This window comes from Streptomyces sp. D2-8, from assembly GCF_023184515.1.
Lineage (GTDB): Bacteria > Actinomycetota > Actinomycetes > Streptomycetales > Streptomycetaceae > Streptomyces.
In genome coordinates this window covers 83,903-99,715 of the sequence record NZ_JAAHBP010000009.1, presented here as the reverse complement: position 1 = coordinate 99,715, position 15,813 = coordinate 83,903, and the positions used below count along the sequence as shown (strand labels likewise).

General features: G+C 72.0%; 11 protein-coding genes and 1 pseudogene. 6 read left to right on the top strand and 6 right to left on the bottom strand.

Annotated elements, in window-relative coordinates; all coding sequences use genetic code 11:
• Window positions 1-172 precede the first annotated feature (172 nt).
• Window positions 173-1,018 carry an AraC family transcriptional regulator gene (locus G3I77_RS18480; protein ID WP_248505133.1) on the top strand — a complete coding sequence of 282 codons (846 nt, stop codon included), beginning with the start codon at window positions 173-175 and terminating at the stop codon, window positions 1,016-1,018.
• 64 nt (window positions 1,019-1,082) lie between these two features.
• Window positions 1,083-1,535 (top strand): VOC family protein, encoded by a 453-nt coding sequence (locus G3I77_RS18475; RefSeq protein WP_248505131.1) that lies wholly within the window; start codon window positions 1,083-1,085, stop codon window positions 1,533-1,535.
• A 9-nt stretch (window positions 1,536-1,544) separates the two neighbouring features.
• Here G3I77_RS18475 and G3I77_RS18470 read toward each other — a convergent pair whose 3' ends face one another.
• Complete coding sequence (locus G3I77_RS18470; protein ID WP_248505595.1) at window positions 1,545-3,074, bottom strand: MFS transporter; 1,530 nt, start codon at window positions 3,072-3,074, stop codon at window positions 1,545-1,547.
• Between the two features lie 299 nt (window positions 3,075-3,373).
• Here G3I77_RS18470 and G3I77_RS18465 point away from each other — a divergent pair, with 299 nt between their 5' ends.
• Window positions 3,374-4,927 carry a Re/Si-specific NAD(P)(+) transhydrogenase subunit alpha gene (locus tag G3I77_RS18465; RefSeq protein WP_248505128.1) on the top strand — a complete coding sequence of 518 codons (1,554 nt, stop codon included), beginning with the start codon at window positions 3,374-3,376 and terminating at the stop codon, window positions 4,925-4,927.
• A gap of 6 nt (window positions 4,928-4,933) precedes the next feature.
• Window positions 4,934-6,367, top strand: a complete 1,434-nt coding sequence (gene pntB / locus G3I77_RS18460) for a Re/Si-specific NAD(P)(+) transhydrogenase subunit beta (protein ID WP_248505127.1) — start codon at window positions 4,934-4,936, stop codon at window positions 6,365-6,367.
• A gap of 90 nt (window positions 6,368-6,457) precedes the next feature.
• Here the strand turns inward: pntB and argG are convergent, their stop codons facing one another.
• The 4 genes from argG to G3I77_RS18440 form a co-directional block, all read right to left on the bottom strand.
• Window positions 6,458-7,912, bottom strand: a complete 1,455-nt coding sequence (argG, locus tag G3I77_RS18455) for an argininosuccinate synthase (protein ID WP_248505125.1) — start codon at window positions 7,910-7,912, stop codon at window positions 6,458-6,460.
• Window positions 7,913-7,986: 74 nt separating this feature from the next.
• Complete coding sequence (meaB, locus tag G3I77_RS18450; protein WP_248505124.1) at window positions 7,987-8,982, bottom strand: methylmalonyl Co-A mutase-associated GTPase MeaB; 996 nt, start codon at window positions 8,980-8,982, stop codon at window positions 7,987-7,989.
• Window positions 8,979-11,171, bottom strand: coding sequence for a methylmalonyl-CoA mutase (scpA, locus tag G3I77_RS18445; protein WP_248505123.1), 2,193 nt, complete (start codon window positions 11,169-11,171; stop codon window positions 8,979-8,981). Before scpA ends, meaB begins: the two co-directional genes overlap by 4 nt.
• Window positions 11,171-12,979: a methylmalonyl-CoA mutase family protein gene (locus G3I77_RS18440; RefSeq protein WP_248505122.1), complete on the bottom strand. Its 1,809-nt coding sequence runs from the start codon at window positions 12,977-12,979 to the stop codon at window positions 11,171-11,173. Before G3I77_RS18440 ends, scpA begins: the two co-directional genes overlap by 1 nt.
• 141 nt (window positions 12,980-13,120) lie before the next feature.
• On the opposite strand from G3I77_RS18440, the pseudogene G3I77_RS18435 reads away from it, so the two are divergent.
• Window positions 13,121-13,426, top strand: a pseudogene (locus G3I77_RS18435) (hypothetical protein); the annotation flags it as partial.
• Window positions 13,427-13,893: 467 nt separating this feature from the next.
• Window positions 13,894-14,349, top strand: a complete 456-nt coding sequence (locus tag G3I77_RS18425; RefSeq protein ID WP_248505121.1) for an ATP-binding protein — start codon at window positions 13,894-13,896, stop codon at window positions 14,347-14,349.
• Window positions 14,350-14,380: 31 nt separating this feature from the next.
• Here G3I77_RS18425 and G3I77_RS18420 read toward each other — a convergent pair whose 3' ends face one another.
• Window positions 14,381-15,754 (bottom strand): hypothetical protein, encoded by a 1,374-nt coding sequence (locus tag G3I77_RS18420; protein WP_248505593.1) that lies wholly within the window; start codon window positions 15,752-15,754, stop codon window positions 14,381-14,383.
• Window positions 15,755-15,813 lie beyond the last annotated feature (59 nt).

The following is a 15,813-nucleotide window of genomic DNA, read 5'->3' as shown; positions in this document are numbered from 1 at the left end:
GAGCCCTCTGTCCGTCATTTCGAACGCAGTTCGTGAATTCGGCCATGAATGCGGTCAGAAGATAAGTGGGGCTCTCACCCTCGTCAACGGTTCGGACAGGCGTGACAGCAGATGAGCCCTCGGGCGGAGCCAGACGCGGTGCCGTGTCCGTGCCCGGCCGTAAGGTGGACACATGGCTCGTACGGCGGAGGAGTCACCCGTCGCGCTCACGGTCCGGCCGTCGGCGCCCCCGCTCGTGCCGCTGATCGGCGCGATGGGCTACGCCGAGGGGCGGTTCGCGCACTCCGCCGAGCTGGCCCTGCCGACGGGGGCGGCGCAACTGCTGGTCAACCTCGACGTGGACGCCCTGTCCTCGTCCCCGCTGAGGCGCGGCGCGGACCGGCGGACCCGGGGCGCGGCCGTGCACGGGCCGTTCTCGGAGCCGGCCGTGATCGACCCGGCGCAGCAGCGGGCCGTCCTGTGGGTGGCGTTCCGGCCCGCGGGCGCCCGCCCCTTCCTCGCCGCCCCGGTCTCCGCCGTCCGCGACGAACTCGTGGGCCTCGACGAACTGTGGGGCACGGACGGTGCGGTGCTGCGCGAGCGGCTGCTGGAGGCCGTGGCCGCCGGGGGCCCGCGGGCCGTGCTGCGGGCACTGGAGGCGGCCCTGCTGGGGCGGGCGGAACACCCCTTGGAGCCCGACCCGGCGGTCCGCCTCGCCGCAGCCCTGCTCGGTCGCGGCGCACCCGTGGGCGAGGTCGCCGACCGGCTCGGCTGGACCGCCAGGCGGCTGGCCCGCAGCTGCACCGAACAGCTGGGGCTCCCGCCCAAGCGCTATGCGCGGATCCGGCGCCTCCAGCGGCTGCTGCGCCGCGTGAACGCCGGGCACGGGCCGCCGGAGTGGGCGGTCCTCGCCGCGGACTGCGGCTACCACGACCAGGCGCATCTGATCCACGAGTTCCGCGCGCTCGCCGGGATCACCCCGACCGCGTATACGCCGCGCTCGCCCCTCGAACGCAACCACGTTCCGCTCGGCGGGTGACGGGCTCCGCCCGGCCGGCCGTTTTCTACAATCCACGCTCCCCGGAACCCGCGATCGTGAAGGCATGACGAACGCAACCGGCGAACCCGCCGTCACCCGCCTCTACGCCCGGCTCGTGGTCTTTGACGGAGCCAGGGCCATCGACTTCTACCGGGATGCGCTCGGCGCCGAGGAGACCGAGCGGTACACCGGCCCCGACGGGAAGATCGTGCACGCGATGCTGCGTCTCGGCGACGCCGCGATCGCGGTCAAGGACGCCGACGACGGGGACCCGGCGCCCACGTCCCTCGGCGGCAGTCCGGTGATCATGGCGCTCGACGTGTCCGACGCCGACGCCGTGGCCGAGGCCATGTTGCGGGGCGGGGCGACCGTCATCCACCCCGTCGCCGACCAGCACTACGGGCAGCGGGGCGGCCGCCTCGCCGACCCGTTCGGCCATCTGTGGATGATCTCCCAGACGATCGAGGACCTGACGCCCGAGGAGATCCAGCGGCGCACCGATGAGTTGTTCACCTGACCGGCGGCGTCAGTGGGACCGCGTGGCCGGTTCCTCCACCGCCGCGTTCGCGTCCACCTTGCCGCCCGGATGCCGCAGGGCGCACAGGAAGCCGATGCCCAGGGCGATGGCCATGCCGTAGAACACCCACTGGTTGGCTTCGGCGAAGTCCATGCGGATCGCGGACATCGACTCCCGGGTCGCCTCGGCGGCAGGGCCGGTGCCGGTGGGCGGCTGGGAGTCGCCGCTGCCGGTGATCGACTCGGTGACGTCGCGGGCCACGGTGTTCGCGTCCCCGGCGGACATGCCCTTGGACGTCAGGGTGCCCACCACCTTGTCGGTCGTCACGTGGGTCAGGATCGTGCCGTAGACGGCCAGGCCCACGCTCGCCGCGTAGTTGCGCACGGTCTGGGTGATGCCGGTGACCTCGCCGTACGAGGCGCCGATGGCCCGGTTGACGGCGTCCGTGGAGGCCGGCGCCAGGACGAAGCCGATGCCGGCCCCGGCCAGCGCCGCGTAGGGCCACTGGTCGTGCATGGACAGGTCGGTGAGCTTGCCCGCCCACAGGGCGAAGCCGACACAGCCCACGGCCGTGCCCAGCTTCAGCGCCGGGCGCGCGCCCTGCTTGTCGAGGATCCGGCCGCCCCACTGCGAGGCGATGGCGAAGCCGACGAAGAAGTACAGCAGGAACAGGGCCGCCTGGTTCGGCGAGGCGCTCAGGGACACCTGGGCGTACACGGAGGTGAAGAAGAACAGCGGGACGAAGGCGAGCATCGAGAAGAACAGCACCGCCGCGTCCACGGTGAACGCCTTGTCCCGGAAGACCCGCAGGTCGATCAGCGGATGCTCCACCTGCTGTTCGTAGCGGACGAACCCGGCGAGGATGGCGAGGCCGCCCGCGATGCACACCCAGGTCGCCCAGCTGTCCCAGCCCCAGGACCAGGCCTGCTGGAAGCCGAGGACGCTCAGTCCCATGCCGGCCGCGATCAGGGCGGCGCCCGGGACGTCCAGGGTGCCGGACCGCCGCCGGTCGGAGATGTGCGCCATCGCCGTGAGGACCAGCGCCACGATCGCCACGGGCACGTTGACCCAGAACACGGCCCGCCAGGTCCAGTTCGTGAGCCAGCCGCCCAGCAGCGGGCCGATGGCGGTCAGCGCGCCGGTGACGCCGAAGAACAGGGCGAGGGCGCGCCCGCGCCGCTCGACCGGGAACACCGCCACCACCACGGCCAGCGCCGCGGGGAACAGCAGCGCCGCCCCGAGTCCCTGGGTGGCGCGGAAGACGATCAGCCAGGTCTGCGCGGCGCCGCCCTCGGGGACGCAGCCGCACAGCACCGACGAGACGACGAACACCAGCGTGCCGATCACCACGACCCGGCGCGGCCCGTAGAGGTCCGCGAGACGGCCGCCGAGGGCGAAGAACGCCGCGAGGGACAGCAGATAGGCGTTGACCACCCACTGCATGCCGGAGGACGACAGACCCAGTTCGCGGACGATGTCGGGGGCCGCGATCGACACGATGGTCTGGTCGATGAAGGTCATGGCGACGGCGAACATCATCGCCGCCAGCGCGACAGTCTGCTGCGGTGCGGAACGGGAGGGGGCCGCGGCCTCGCCGCGCCCCGGGCGCGTGCTGCTCACGCCAACAGTCTGCGCCCGGCCGTGTCGCGTCGCATCACAGGACACTTTCCGCCCCGGGCGTCACACCGATACCCCCGAACCCGCCTCACGGCAACCCCTCGGCGGTGTGAGGACGACCTCCTCGGCCATGTGACCACGGTCCGCCACGGATGCCGCGTCGAACGTGCAGGATGCGGGGACCGTACAGACAGGCAGTCGAACGACGGGAGAGGCAGACGATGGTCCCAGCGGAACCGCAACCCCAGCGGATCGGCATACCGGCCGAATCCACTGCGGGCGAGACCAGGGTGGCGGCCACGCCGGCCACCGTGGGGAGACTCGTCGCGCTCGGGTACGACGTGGTGGTCGAACCGGGAGCGGGAGCCTCGTCCCGCTTCTCCGACGCGGCCTACGAGGAGGCGGGAGCCCGGCTCGGCGACCCGTGGCAGGCGGAGATCCTGCTGAAGGTCAACGCCCCCTCGAGCGAGGAGATCGGCCGGCTGCCCGACGGGGCGACACTGATCGCGCTGATCAGCCCCGCCCTCAACCCGGAACTGGTCGAGGAACTGGCACGGCGTCCGATCACCGTGCTCGCCATGGACGCCGTGCCGCGCATCTCGCGCGCCCAGTCCCTGGACGTCCTCAGCTCGATGGCGAACATCGCCGGCTACCGGGCGGTGGTCGAGGCCGCGCACGCCTTCGGCCGCTTCTTCACCGGCCAGGTCACCGCCGCCGGCAAGGTGCCGCCCGCCAAGGTGCTGGTGGCCGGGGCCGGAGTGGCCGGACTCGCGGCGGTCGGCGCGGCCCGCAGCCTCGGCGCCGTGGTCCGCGCCACCGACCCCCGGCCCGAGGTCGCCGAGCAAGTGCACTCCCTGGGCGGGGAGTTCCTCACGGTGAGCGCCCAGCAGGAGGTCAGCACCGACGGCTACGCCAAGGCCACCTCGGACGACTACAACCGGCTCGCCGCGCAGTTGTACGCCGAGCAGGCCGCCGACGTCGACATCATCATCACCACCGCGCTCATCCCGGGCCGCCCGGCGCCGCGGCTGATCACCGCCGAGGACGTCGCGCGCATGAAGCCCGGCAGCGTGATCGTCGACATGGCCGCGGCCCAGGGCGGCAACGTCGAGGGCACGGTCGCCGGGAAGGCCGTCGTCACCGACAACGACGTGACGATCATCGGCTACACCGACCTTCCCGGACGGCTCCCCGCCCAGGCCTCGCAGCTGTACGGCACAAACATCGTCAACCTGTTGAAGCTGCTCACCCCCGGCAAGGACGGGCGGCTCGTCCTCGACTTCGACGACGTCGTGCAGCGGTCGATGACCGTGGTCCGCGAGGGCGAGAAGACCTGGCCGCCGCCCCCGGTCCAGGTGTCCGCCGCGCCCGCCGCCCCACCGGCCCCGGAAGCCGCGGCCCCGTCCGAGGCCCCGGCGAAGCCCGCACGCCCCGCCTGGTCCTCGTACGCGCTGGTCGCTGCCGGGGCCCTCGCGCTGTTCCTCGGGACGGCCTTCTCACCGAGCGAACTCCTCGGCCACTTCACGGTGTTCGTCCTGGCGATCGTCATCGGCTTCTACGTCATCGGCAATGTGCACCACGCGCTCCACACCCCGCTGATGTCGGTCACCAACGCCATCTCCGGCATCGTCGTGGTCGGCGCGCTGCTGCAGATCGGGCACGGGGACACCGCCGTCACCGTGCTGTCGTTCGCCGCGATCCTGCTGGCGAGCATCAACATCTTCGGCGGATTCGCCGTCACCCGCCGCATGCTCGGCATGTTCTCGAAGGGCTGATCAGGGATGACCACAGACACGGCCGCCCAGGCCGCCTACGTCGTCGCCGCGCTGCTGTTCATCCTCAGCCTCGCCGGCCTCTCCCAGCACAAGACGTCCCGTTCGGGAGTCGTCTGGGGCATCGCGGGCATGGTCGTCGCCCTGGCCGCCACGGTCGGGCTCGCCTCCCGCAGCATCACCGCGACCGGGCTCGTGCTGATCGCCGTCGCCACGGCCCTCGGCGCGGGCATCGGCCTGTGGCGGGCCCGGGTGGTCGAGATGACCGGCATGCCGGAGCTGATCGCCATCATGCACAGCCTCGTCGGCCTCGCCGCCGCGTTCGTCGGCTGGAACGGCTACCTCGACGTCGACGCCGCACTCTCCGGTTCGCTGCTGGCCATCCATCACGCCGAGGTGTTCATCGGGGTGTTCATCGGCGCCGTCACCTTCACGGGTTCCGTCGTCGCGTACCTGAAGCTCTCGGCACGCATCAACTCCCGCCCGCTCACGCTGCCGGGCAAGCACGTCCTCAACGTCGGGGCGCTCGTCGCGTTCGTGGGGCTGACGGTGGCGTTCGTCGTACGCCCGAACATGGGCCTGCTCATCGCCGTCACCGTGATCGCGCTCGCCCTCGGCGCGCACCTCGTCGCCTCCATCGGCGGCGGTGACATGCCGGTCGTCGTCTCCATGCTGAACAGCTACTCGGGCTGGGCCGCCGCCGCTTCGGGCTTCCTGCTCGCCAACAACCTGCTCATCGTCACCGGCGCGCTGGTCGGCTCCTCCGGTGCCTACCTGTCGTACATCATGTGCAAGGCGATGAACCGCTCCTTCATCTCGGTGATCGCGGGCGGCTTCGGGACCCCGGCGGCGGCCGCCGACGACGGCGAGCAGGGCGAGCACCGGGAGATCAACGCCGAGGAGACCGCCGAGCTGCTCCGCGACGCCACCTCGGTGATCATCACGCCGGGTTACGGCATGGCCGTCGCCCAGGCCCAGTACCCGGTCGCCGAACTGGCGCGCAAGCTGCGCGACCGGGGCGTGGAGGTGCGGTTCGGCATCCACCCCGTGGCCGGCCGGCTGCCCGGGCACATGAACGTGCTGCTCGCCGAGGCCAACGTGCCGTACGACATCGTCCTGGAGATGGACGAGATCAACGACGACTTCGACGCCACCTCGGTCGTCCTGGTCATCGGCGCCAACGACACGGTCAACCCGGCCGCCACCGACAACCCGTCCAGCCCCATCGCCGGCATGCCGGTGCTGCACGTGTGGGAGGCGGCGAACGTGGTCGTCTTCAAGCGGTCCATGGCGGCCGGCTATGCGGGCGTGCAGAACCCGCTGTTCTTCCGGGAGAACACGCAGATGCTCTTCGGTGACGCCAGGCAGCGGGTGGAGGACATCCTGCGCGGACTGGACGCCCTCGACGCACCGGTCCGGGAGATGGCCGGCACGTCCCGCTGACAGCGGGCGGCTGCCACGCGGCAGGCCCCGGCAGTGTGAAGGCCGGCTCGACGATGTCGAGCCGGCCTTTCGTGGTGCCGTCGCGGCTGGTCAGTCCGTGCCGGACTCCATCGCCGCGCGGTCCAGCCAGGCGTCCTCCTCCGAGACCGCGCCCCGGGAGGCGATGGCCTCGGCGCCGCCCTGCGGCAGCTCCGGCATGGAGCCGATCAGCCCGGTCGCGGCGGCCTGGGAGGCGCCGATGGTGGGGCTGCCGGTGCCGATCAGGCCGATGCCGGCGTACTGCTCCAGCTTGGCGCGGGAGTCGGCGATGTCGAGGTTGCGCATGGTGAGCTGGCCGATCCGGTCCACCGGGCCGAACGCGGAGTCCTCGGTGCGCTCCATGGACAGCTTGTCCGGGTGGTAGCTGAACGCCGGGCCCGTGGTGTCGAGGATCGAGTAGTCCTCACCGCGCCGCAGCCGCAGCGTCACCTCGCCGGTGACGGCGGCGCCGACCCAGCGCTGGAGCGACTCGCGGATCATCAGCGCCTGCGGGTCCAGCCAGCGGCCCTCGTACATCAGCCGGCCGAGGCGCCGGCCCTCGGCGTGGTACTGGGCGAGGGTGTCCTCGTTGTGGATCGCGTTGACCAGCCGCTCGTAGGCGGCGTGCAGCAGGGCCATGCCCGGGGCCTCGTAGATGCCGCGGCTCTTGGCCTCGATGATCCGGTTCTCGATCTGGTCCGACATGCCCAGGCCGTGCCGGCCGCCGATGGCGTTGGCCTCCATCACCAGGTCGACGGGGGAGGCGAACTCCTTGCCGTTGACCGACACCGGGCGGCCCTCGGCGAAGCCGATCGTGACGTCCTCGGCGGCGATCTCGACCGACGGGTCCCAGAACCGGACGCCCATGATCGGCTCGACGGTCTCGACGCCGGTGTCCAGGTGCTCCAGGGTCTTGGCCTCGTGGGTGGCGCCCCAGATGTTGGCGTCCGTGGAGTACGCCTTCTCCGTGCTGTCGCGGTAGGGCAGGCCGTGGGCCAGCAGCCACTCCGACATTTCCTTGCGGCCGCCGAGCTCGGTCACGAAGGCCGCGTCCAGCCAGGGCTTGTAGATCCTGAGGTGCGGGTTGGCGAGCAGACCGTAGCGGTAGAACCGCTCGATGTCGTTGCCCTTGAAGGTCGAGCCGTCGCCCCAGATCTGGACGTCGTCCTCGAGCATCGCCCGGACCAGGAGCGTGCCGGTGACGGCGCGGCCGAGCGGGGTGGTGTTGAAGTACGCCCGCCCGCCCGAGCGGATGTGGAACGCGCCGCAGGTCAGCGCGGCCAGGCCCTCCTCGACGAGCGCCGCACGGCAGTCGACCAGGCGCGCGATCTCGGCCCCGTACGTCTTGGCACGGCCGGGCACCGAGGCGATGTCGGGCTCGTCGTACTGGCCGATGTCGGCGGTGTAGGTGCAGGGGACGGCGCCCTTGTCGCGCATCCACGCGACCGCGACGGAGGTGTCGAGACCGCCCGAGAAGGCGATGCCGACGCGCTCGCCGGCGGGCAGGGAGGTGAGGACCTTGGACATAGAAAGAGTATGTATCACTTTGCATAGTCATGCAAGCCGGGTATGCGAAATCGCCGTTCCGGTTGTCCTCCGGTTCAGGAATCCGCCGCCTCGGAGCCGCCCCCGAGCGCGCCGAGGATCCGCTCGGCGGCCAGCGTCGGGGTCAGCTCGCCCTCCCTGACGCGCTGTTCGAGCACCGGCGCCAGCGCCCGTACCGCGGGGTCGGCGGTGAGGCGGCCCAGGAGTTCGTCGCGGACCATGGTCCAGGTCCAGTCGACCTGCTGGTCGCGGCGCTTGGCGGTGAGGCGGCCGGTGGAGTCCAGCAGGGTGCGGTGCTGTTCGAGGCGCTCCCACACGGTGTCAAGACCGGTCGACTCGCGGGCGCTGCAGTGCAGCACCGGCGGCGTCCAGAACGCGTCCTTGCCGTGCATCAGCCGCAGCGCGCCCGACAGTTCCCGCGCGGCGGCACGGGCGTCACGCTCGTGCGGGCCGTCCGCCTTGTTGACGGCGATCACGTCGGCGAGTTCCAGGACGCCCTTCTTGATGCCCTGGAGCTGGTCGCCCGTGCGGGCCAGGGTAAGCAGCAGGAATGTGTCGACCATGTTCGCGACGGCCGTCTCGGACTGGCCGACGCCGACCGTCTCCACCAGGATCACGTCGTAGCCGGCCGCCTCCATCACCACGATCGACTCGCGGGTGGCCTTGGCGACCCCGCCCAGGGTGCCCGCCGTGGGGGAGGGGCGCACGAACGCCGCCGGGTCCACGGCCAGGCGCTCCATCCGGGTCTTGTCGCCCAGGATCGAACCGCCCGTGCGGCTGGAGGACGGGTCGACGGCCAGGACCGCCACCCGGTGCCCGAGCGAGGTCAGCAGCGTGCCGAACGCGTCGATGAACGTCGACTTGCCCACGCCCGGCACCCCGCTGACGCCGATCCGCCGGGCCCGGCCGCTGTGCGGCAGCAACGCGGTCAGCAGCTCCTGCGCCAGCGCCCGGTGCTGGGGCCGGGTCGACTCGACGAGCGTGATGGCGCGCGCGATGATCGCCCGCTTCCCGTCGAGCACGCCCTTCACATACGCGTCAACATCGATCACAGCTCGTGCCCGAGGCCGTCCGACAGTCGCTTGACCAGGTCGTACGCCGCGTCCGGGATCACCGTCCCGGGCGGGAAGACGGCCGCCGCGCCCATCTGAAGCAGCGTCGGAACGTCCTGCGGCGGGATCACCCCGCCGACCACGACCATGATGTCCTCGCGCCCCTCCTCGGCCAGCGCCTCGCGCAGCGCCGGGACGAGGGTGAGGTGACCGGCCGCCAGCGAGGAGACGCCGACGATGTGCACATCCGCCTCGACGGCCTGCCGGGCCACCTCGGCGGGCGTCTGGAACAGCGGGCCGACGTCCACGTCGAAGCCGAGGTCGGCGAAGGCGGTGGCGATCACCTTCTGGCCGCGGTCGTGGCCGTCCTGGCCCATCTTCGCGACCAGGATGCGCGGGCGGCGGCCCTCGGCCTCCTCGAAGGCGGACACCAGGGTGCGGGTGCGGTCCACGCTCGGGGACTCTCCGGTTTCGTTGCGGTACACGCCGGAGATCGTACGGATCTGCCCCGCGTGCCGGCCGTACACCTTCTCCAGGGCGTCGGAGATCTCCCCGACCGTGGCCTTGGCGCGGGCCGCGTGCACGGCCAGCTCCAGCAGATTGCCCTCGCCGCCGGCGGCCCGGGTCAGCGCGTCCAGCGCGTCCTGGCAGGCCCGCTCGTCCCGCTCCGCGCGCAGCCGCCGCAGCTTCTCGATCTGCTGCGCCCGCACGGAGGAGTTGTCGACCTTCAGGACGTCGATCTGCTCGTCGGTCTCCACCCGGTACTTGTTCACGCCGATGACCGGCTGCCGGCCCGAGTCGATCCTGGCCTGCGTGCGGGCCGCGGCCTCCTCGATGCGCAGCTTCGGGATGCCCGCGTCGATGGCCTTGGCCATGCCGCCCGCGGCCTCGACCTCCTCGATGTGCTGCCAGGCTCGCCGGGCCAGGTCGTACGTCAGCTTCTCCACGTACGCGCTGCCGCCCCACGGGTCGATCACGCGGGTCGTGCCGGACTCCTGCTGGAGCAGCAGCTGCGTGTTGCGGGCGATGCGCGCCGAGAAGTCGGTGGGCAGCGCGAGCGCCTCGTCGAGGGCGTTGGTGTGCAGCGACTGCGTGTGCCCCTGCGTCGCCGCCATCGCCTCCACGCAGGTGCGCGTCACGTTGTTGAACACGTCCTGCGCGGTCAGCGACCAGCCCGAGGTCTGCGAATGGGTGCGCAGGGACAGGGACTTGGCGTTCTGCGGGTCGAACTGCCTCACCAGCTTCGCCCACAGCAGGCGCGCCGCCCGCAGCTTGGCGACCTCCATGAAGAAGTTCATGCCGATGGCCCAGAAGAACGACAGCCGCGGCGCGAACGCGTCCACGTCCAGGCCGGCTTCACGACCCGCCCGGATGTACTCCACGCCGTCCGCGAGCGTGTACGCCAGCTCCAGGTCGGCCGTCGCACCCGCCTCCTGGATGTGGTAGCCGGAGATGGAGATGGAGTTGTAGCGCGGCATCCGCTGCGAGGTGAAGGCGAAGATGTCGGAGATGATCCGCATCGACGGCTTCGGCGGATAGATGTAGGTGTTGCGGACCATGAACTCCTTGAGGATGTCGTTCTGGATGGTCCCGGCCAGCTTCTCCGGCGGCACACCCTGTTCCTCGGCGGCGACGATGTACAGCGCCAGCACCGGCAGCACGGCACCGTTCATCGTCATCGACACGGTCATCCTGTCCAGCGGGATCCCGTCGAACAGCTGCCGCATGTCGTAGATCGAGTCGATCGCCACGCCCGCCATGCCGACGTCACCGGTCACCCGGGGGTGGTCGCTGTCGTAACCGCGGTGCGTGGGCAGGTCGAAGGCGACCGACAGTCCCTTCTGGCCGGCCGCGAGGTTGCGGCGGTAGAAGGCGTTGGACTCCTCGGCCGTCGAGAAGCCGGCGTACTGGCGGATGGTCCAGGGCTGGTTGGCGTACATCGTCGGGTACGGGCCGCGCAGGAACGGCGCCGCGCCCGGGTACGTGTCCAGGAAGTCCAGGCCCTCCAGGTCACGGCCGGTGTAGAGCGGCTTGACGGCGATGCCCTCCGGGGTCTCCCAGAGCAGGTCGTCCCCGCCGGACGCGTTCTTGACCGCCGTACGCCACTCGTCGGCGCCGCCGTCGGGGGCCGGGGTGCCCAGCTCGATCCCGGAGAAGTCGGGAACGGACGGGCCGGAAGGGGCGGACATCAGGACACTCCCATGCGGTCGAGGGTCGCGGACAGCACGGCCACGGCGTCGCAGCCCGCGAAGACGTACGCGTCGACACCGGGGTACTCCCCGGGGCGGCCCGCGAGGAACACATGCCGTGCACCGGCGGCCTTCAGCGTCCGGACGGTGGCCTCGGCCTGCTCCGCGTACAGCGCGTCGCTGGAGCACAGCACGGCCTCCGTCGCACCGCTCTCCTCGAAGGCGCCCTCGGTGACGGGCTCGATGCCGCCGGCCTGGAAGAGGTTCGAGGCGAAGGTGAGGCGGGCCGTGTGGGCGGCGGCCGGGCCCAGCGCGGCGAGGTAGATCCGGGGCCGGGAGCCGGTCGCGGCGAGGTGGCGGTCGGAGCGGGCGCGCAGCGCCTCGTACCCCTCGTCACGGCGTACGCGGGGCAGCCCGCCGGAGGGCGGCTCGGGTGCGCTCTCGCGGACCACCGGCTTCTCCGCGAGGAACGGGAACTCGCTGACACCGGTGATGGGTTCGCGCCGCTTGGCCAGCCTGCTCGTGCGGGCCTGCCAGGTCTCGGCGAGATCCCGCTCGAGGTCTCCCGACCGCAGGGCGGCCGCCATGCCGCCGAGCCGCTCGATCCGCTGGAAGAACTCCCAGCCCGCGTGGGCGAGTTCGTCGGTGAGCCGCTCCACGTACCAGGAGCCGCCCGCCGGGTCGATCACCCGGGACAGGTGCGACTCCTCGATGAGGATCGTGGAGGTGTTGCGGGCGATGCGGCGCGCGAACGCGTCCGGCAGGCCGAGAGCGTGGTCGAAGGGCAGCACGGTGACCGCGTCGGCCCCGCCCGCTCCGGCGGCCAGCGTGGCGATCGTCGAGCGCAGCATGTTCACCCACGGGTCGCGGCGCGTCATCATCACCGGCGACGTCACGACGTGCTGGAGCTGCGCCCCCGCGCGCGGCGCCCCGCAGACCTCGGACACCCGGGCCCACAGCCGGCGCGCCGCCCGCAGCTTGGCGATCGTCAGGAACTGGTCGGCCGTCGCCGCATACCGGAACTCCAGCTGCGCACAGGCCTGGTCGACGTCCAGCCCGGCCCCGGTCAGCTCACGCAGGTACGCCACCCCGGTGGCCAGCGAGCTGCCCAGCTCCTGGGCGGCCGAGCCACCGGCCTCGTGATACGGCAGCGCGTCCACGGTCAGCGCCCGCAGCCCCGGGTACTCCCCGGCGCACAGCCGCGCGAGCTCCGCAGCCGGTGCGGTGTCGCACCGCTCCCCGGTACGGGCCTCGTGCCCGAGCGGATCCGCGCCCAGGTTGCCGCGCGCCGCGTCCCGGGGGACCCCCCGCTCCTCGTAGACCCGCAGCAACTCCCGCGCGGCGGGCTCGGCCTCGCGCCCCGCGTCGAGGACGACGGGCGCCAGGTCGAGGTACACGCCGTCGAGGACCCGGCCGAGGTCCGGCACCGCGATGCCGCCGTCCCCCACCGTCAGCCAGAGGGAGGTGACGCCGTTCTCCAGGTCCCCGAGCACCGCGTCACGGTCGGCCGCCGTGTGCCGTTGCCGTACGTCCCAGCCGCCGACCGTGTTCCCCTCGGCGCGGCCGCCGCGTACAAAGGGGGCGAAACCGGGAAAACCCGGCTCGGGCGCGGACTCGTGGGCGGTGTAGAGAGGGCGGGTGCGCAACCCGTCCTCCAACGCGGTGGACAGGGCTTCCTCGGCCTCGGCCCCCTCGACGTCCTTGCCCGATTTGCGCAGCACACCCGCCACAAGGCGCTGCCACTGCTCATGGGGCACGTCAGGGAACTCGCCGGCCAGCTCAAGCCCGTCGTCAGGCAGGACCGTCATGCTCGGATGCTAGGTCACGGACACGAACGAGCAGCAGAGGGAACGGCTGTGACCTTGCCCTCGCCCTGGCTGTGACCTCGCTCTCCCCGCCCGTTCGGCCGGGATCGCCGCCCATGCTAGCGATCGATCCGCCCGCGGGGGCCCGGCGTCGCCGCGGTGTCCGTGGTCTGCGCCCTCGGCGAGATCGTCTACGCCGGCAGCGCCACCGCGCTCGTCACCCACCTCGCCCCCGCCCCCGCCCCGGGGCACACCCTCGCCCCCCTCGGCCCGGCCGCCCTCTGGGGCACCCTCGCCACCGCGACGCTCCTGTCGGCCTTGGCCGTCGCCACCGCTCGGCGGCCCGAAAAGTGGGGCAGAAAAGGCCGGCCGAAACCGAATCCCGCTCTCGATGTCATGCGCGTGGGCGACAGGCCGGCGAAGGAATGCGTCAGATGGGATCTCTCGTGAACAGCACAGACCCGGCCTCCGCATGTCAGCCGTACGACCAGCCCCCGGCGCCCGACCGCACCGCCCGCCACCAGGCGACCGCGCGGCGGACGGCACTCACGATCTGCACGGTCGCCGACATCGCGGCCGGTCTTCTGGGGCTGTGGATCGTGCTCCATCTCCTCGACGCCAATCAAGGAAATGCCTTCGTCGAGTTCGTGCACGGAACGGCGGACTGGCTCTGGTCTTCCCGTGGTCATCTATGTGCTGATCGGTCACGGAATCGCCGCCCGGATCAACAGAGCTTGACGGTTCGTATGCGCGGACGGCCCGTGGTCGACCCGACCGCGGGCCGTGCGGCGCACAACACTCCACGACAGACGGCCGCCGGCAGTATGCGTGCTCGGTGCCTGGGTAGACGAACGACCGAAAGGTCACTGAGCAACACGAACAACAACGGAAGAGCCCCACATATGGTCATCCCGCTTATGAAGCAGGCGGAAGATGAGCCGGGCGCGGACGAGCAGGCCACCCTGCACTGCGGCGCGGTCTGGGCCGATGGCGCAGCGTGTGCCGTCGAGGCGCGCCGGGCGCTGCGCGCTCTCCTGGCGCACGTACCGTGTACCGGCCGCACACCCGTGCCGGCCCCGCTGGCGATCGACGCCGAACTGGTCGTCAGCGAACTCGTCACCAACGCCATCCGGCACGCACCCGGCCCCTGCGGGATGATCCTGCGGCTGTCCGGCGACGGACTGGCCATCACCGTGTGGGACACCTCCACCACGCAGCCGGTGGTCAGGAAGCGCGACGGGCGGCGCTTCGGCGGCCACGGCATGCACGTGGTGCACACGGTCAGCAGCGAAGTCGCCGTCGTGTCCCTCGGCAACGGCAAGCAGATCACCGCCTATCTGCGCCCCGCGCTCACGGCCACCCCTGCCGCTTGACACCGACGACCCGGATTTCTCCCGGCAGTGTTCACCACCCGGTGGACAGCAGATGGTTGAGGAGCAGCGCGAGCAGCGCCTGGGCGGTGAGCCAGGCGCGGGGGCTGGCGAGGAACGCGCACGCCGGGAGCAGCCACAGGGCGAAGGGGAGCCAGATGCGTTCCGTCTCCGCCTTGCTCATGCCGGACAGGTCGGCGACCAGCAGGGCGAGGAGCGCGGCGGACACGAGGAACGCGAGACGGACGCCGGCCCGGGGCTCGGTGCGACGCCGGACCAGTACGGCTCCGGTCCGCCGCAGTCCCGCCGCCGTCGCGAGTCCCGTGATGAGCACCGTGCAGGCCAGGTTGGCCCACACCCAGTAGCCGTAGGGCCGGATACCGCCCGCACCCTGGGCGTAGCGCGTGACCAGCAGGTGATAGGCCTCCCACCAGTTGAAGCCCGCGAGCGTGAACGCCGTGGGGACCACGACCAGTCCGGCGAGCAGCGCCGCCGACAGGGCCGGGCGCTCCCGGAACCCGTGGCGGCCGAGCACCAGGACGGCCGCCGCGATCAGCGCGACGAGCGTGAGGCCGTACGACAGATAGCAGGTCAGGCCGAACAGCAGCCCGGACGCGCCCGCCCACCCCAAGGACCCCCGGGTGACCGCCAGAGCGAGCAGTGCGACCGCCCACGCCGCCACCGCAGCGAAGTACGCGTCCGCCGAGGTGCCCATCCACACGGCCGCCGGGGCCAGGACCAGGAAGGGGGCCGCCCGGCGGGCGAGCGCCTCGTCGGCCAGGGCACGGATCGTGACCAGCACCGCCACACAGGCGGTTGCCCCGACGATGATGCACCACACTCCCGCCCACCCCCCGCCGCGCAGCCCGATCCGGTCGAGCAGCACGAACGTGAGAGTGGCGGCGGGCGGGTGCCCGGCGACGTGGGCGGGCCAGTTGTCCGGGGAGTCCAGCAGGATGTGCCCGGTGAAGCCCCGCAGCGCCGCCGGGATGTCGTGGAAGCGGTCGATGACCTGGAGGTACTCGTAGCGGGTGGTGAGTTTGCGCGCGATGCCCCGGTCCCAGCCGTCGACCAGGGCGAGGGAGAAGATCCACGCCATCGCCGCGCCCCAGGCGGCCGTGAGCAGGGCACGCCACGGGAGCCGGGCCGCCAGGGCGGGGCCGTGGGTGACGATGACGATCGCCACCAGGACGGCGGCCGGGGTGCCGGGGCCCAGATGCGGTCCCCAGGACGCCAGCAGCGGCGGCCAGTCGACGAACAGGGTGCGGCTGGTCTCCTGGATGTGGCGGCCGGCCAGGACGGACGCCGTCACGAGCAGCGCGGCGCCCCCGGCGGCGTAGAGGTCGCGGCGCCGACGGCCGGAGGGCTCGGACTCACGGGTCCGTTCGGGGGAGGGCAGGGTGCGGATCACACCGGCACGCTAGGCCGCGCGGCCGGTCGTGGACTGCCGACCGGGCCCGATGTCAG

Bases quoted from the DNA above. Each gene is read 5' to 3' on its own strand.
- G3I77_RS18480 (WP_248505133.1), top strand. From the start codon at position 173: ATGGCTCGTACGGCGGAGGAGTCACCCGTCGCGCTCACGGTCCGGCCG.
- G3I77_RS18475 (WP_248505131.1), top strand. From the start codon at position 1,083: ATGACGAACGCAACCGGCGAACCCGCCGTCACCCGCCTCTACGCCCGG.
- G3I77_RS18470 (WP_248505595.1), bottom strand. From the start codon at position 3,074: ATGATGTTCGCCGTCGCCATGACCTTCATCGACCAGACCATCGTGTCG.
- G3I77_RS18465 (WP_248505128.1), top strand. From the start codon at position 3,374: ATGGTCCCAGCGGAACCGCAACCCCAGCGGATCGGCATACCGGCCGAA.
- pntB (WP_248505127.1), top strand. From the start codon at position 4,934: ATGACCACAGACACGGCCGCCCAGGCCGCCTACGTCGTCGCCGCGCTG.
- argG (WP_248505125.1), bottom strand. From the start codon at position 7,912: ATGTCCAAGGTCCTCACCTCCCTGCCCGCCGGCGAGCGCGTCGGCATC.
- scpA (WP_248505123.1), bottom strand. From the start codon at position 11,171: ATGTCCGCCCCTTCCGGCCCGTCCGTTCCCGACTTCTCCGGGATCGAG.
- G3I77_RS18440 (WP_248505122.1), bottom strand. From the start codon at position 12,979: ATGACGGTCCTGCCTGACGACGGGCTTGAGCTGGCCGGCGAGTTCCCT.
- G3I77_RS18425 (WP_248505121.1), top strand. From the start codon at position 13,894: ATGAAGCAGGCGGAAGATGAGCCGGGCGCGGACGAGCAGGCCACCCTG.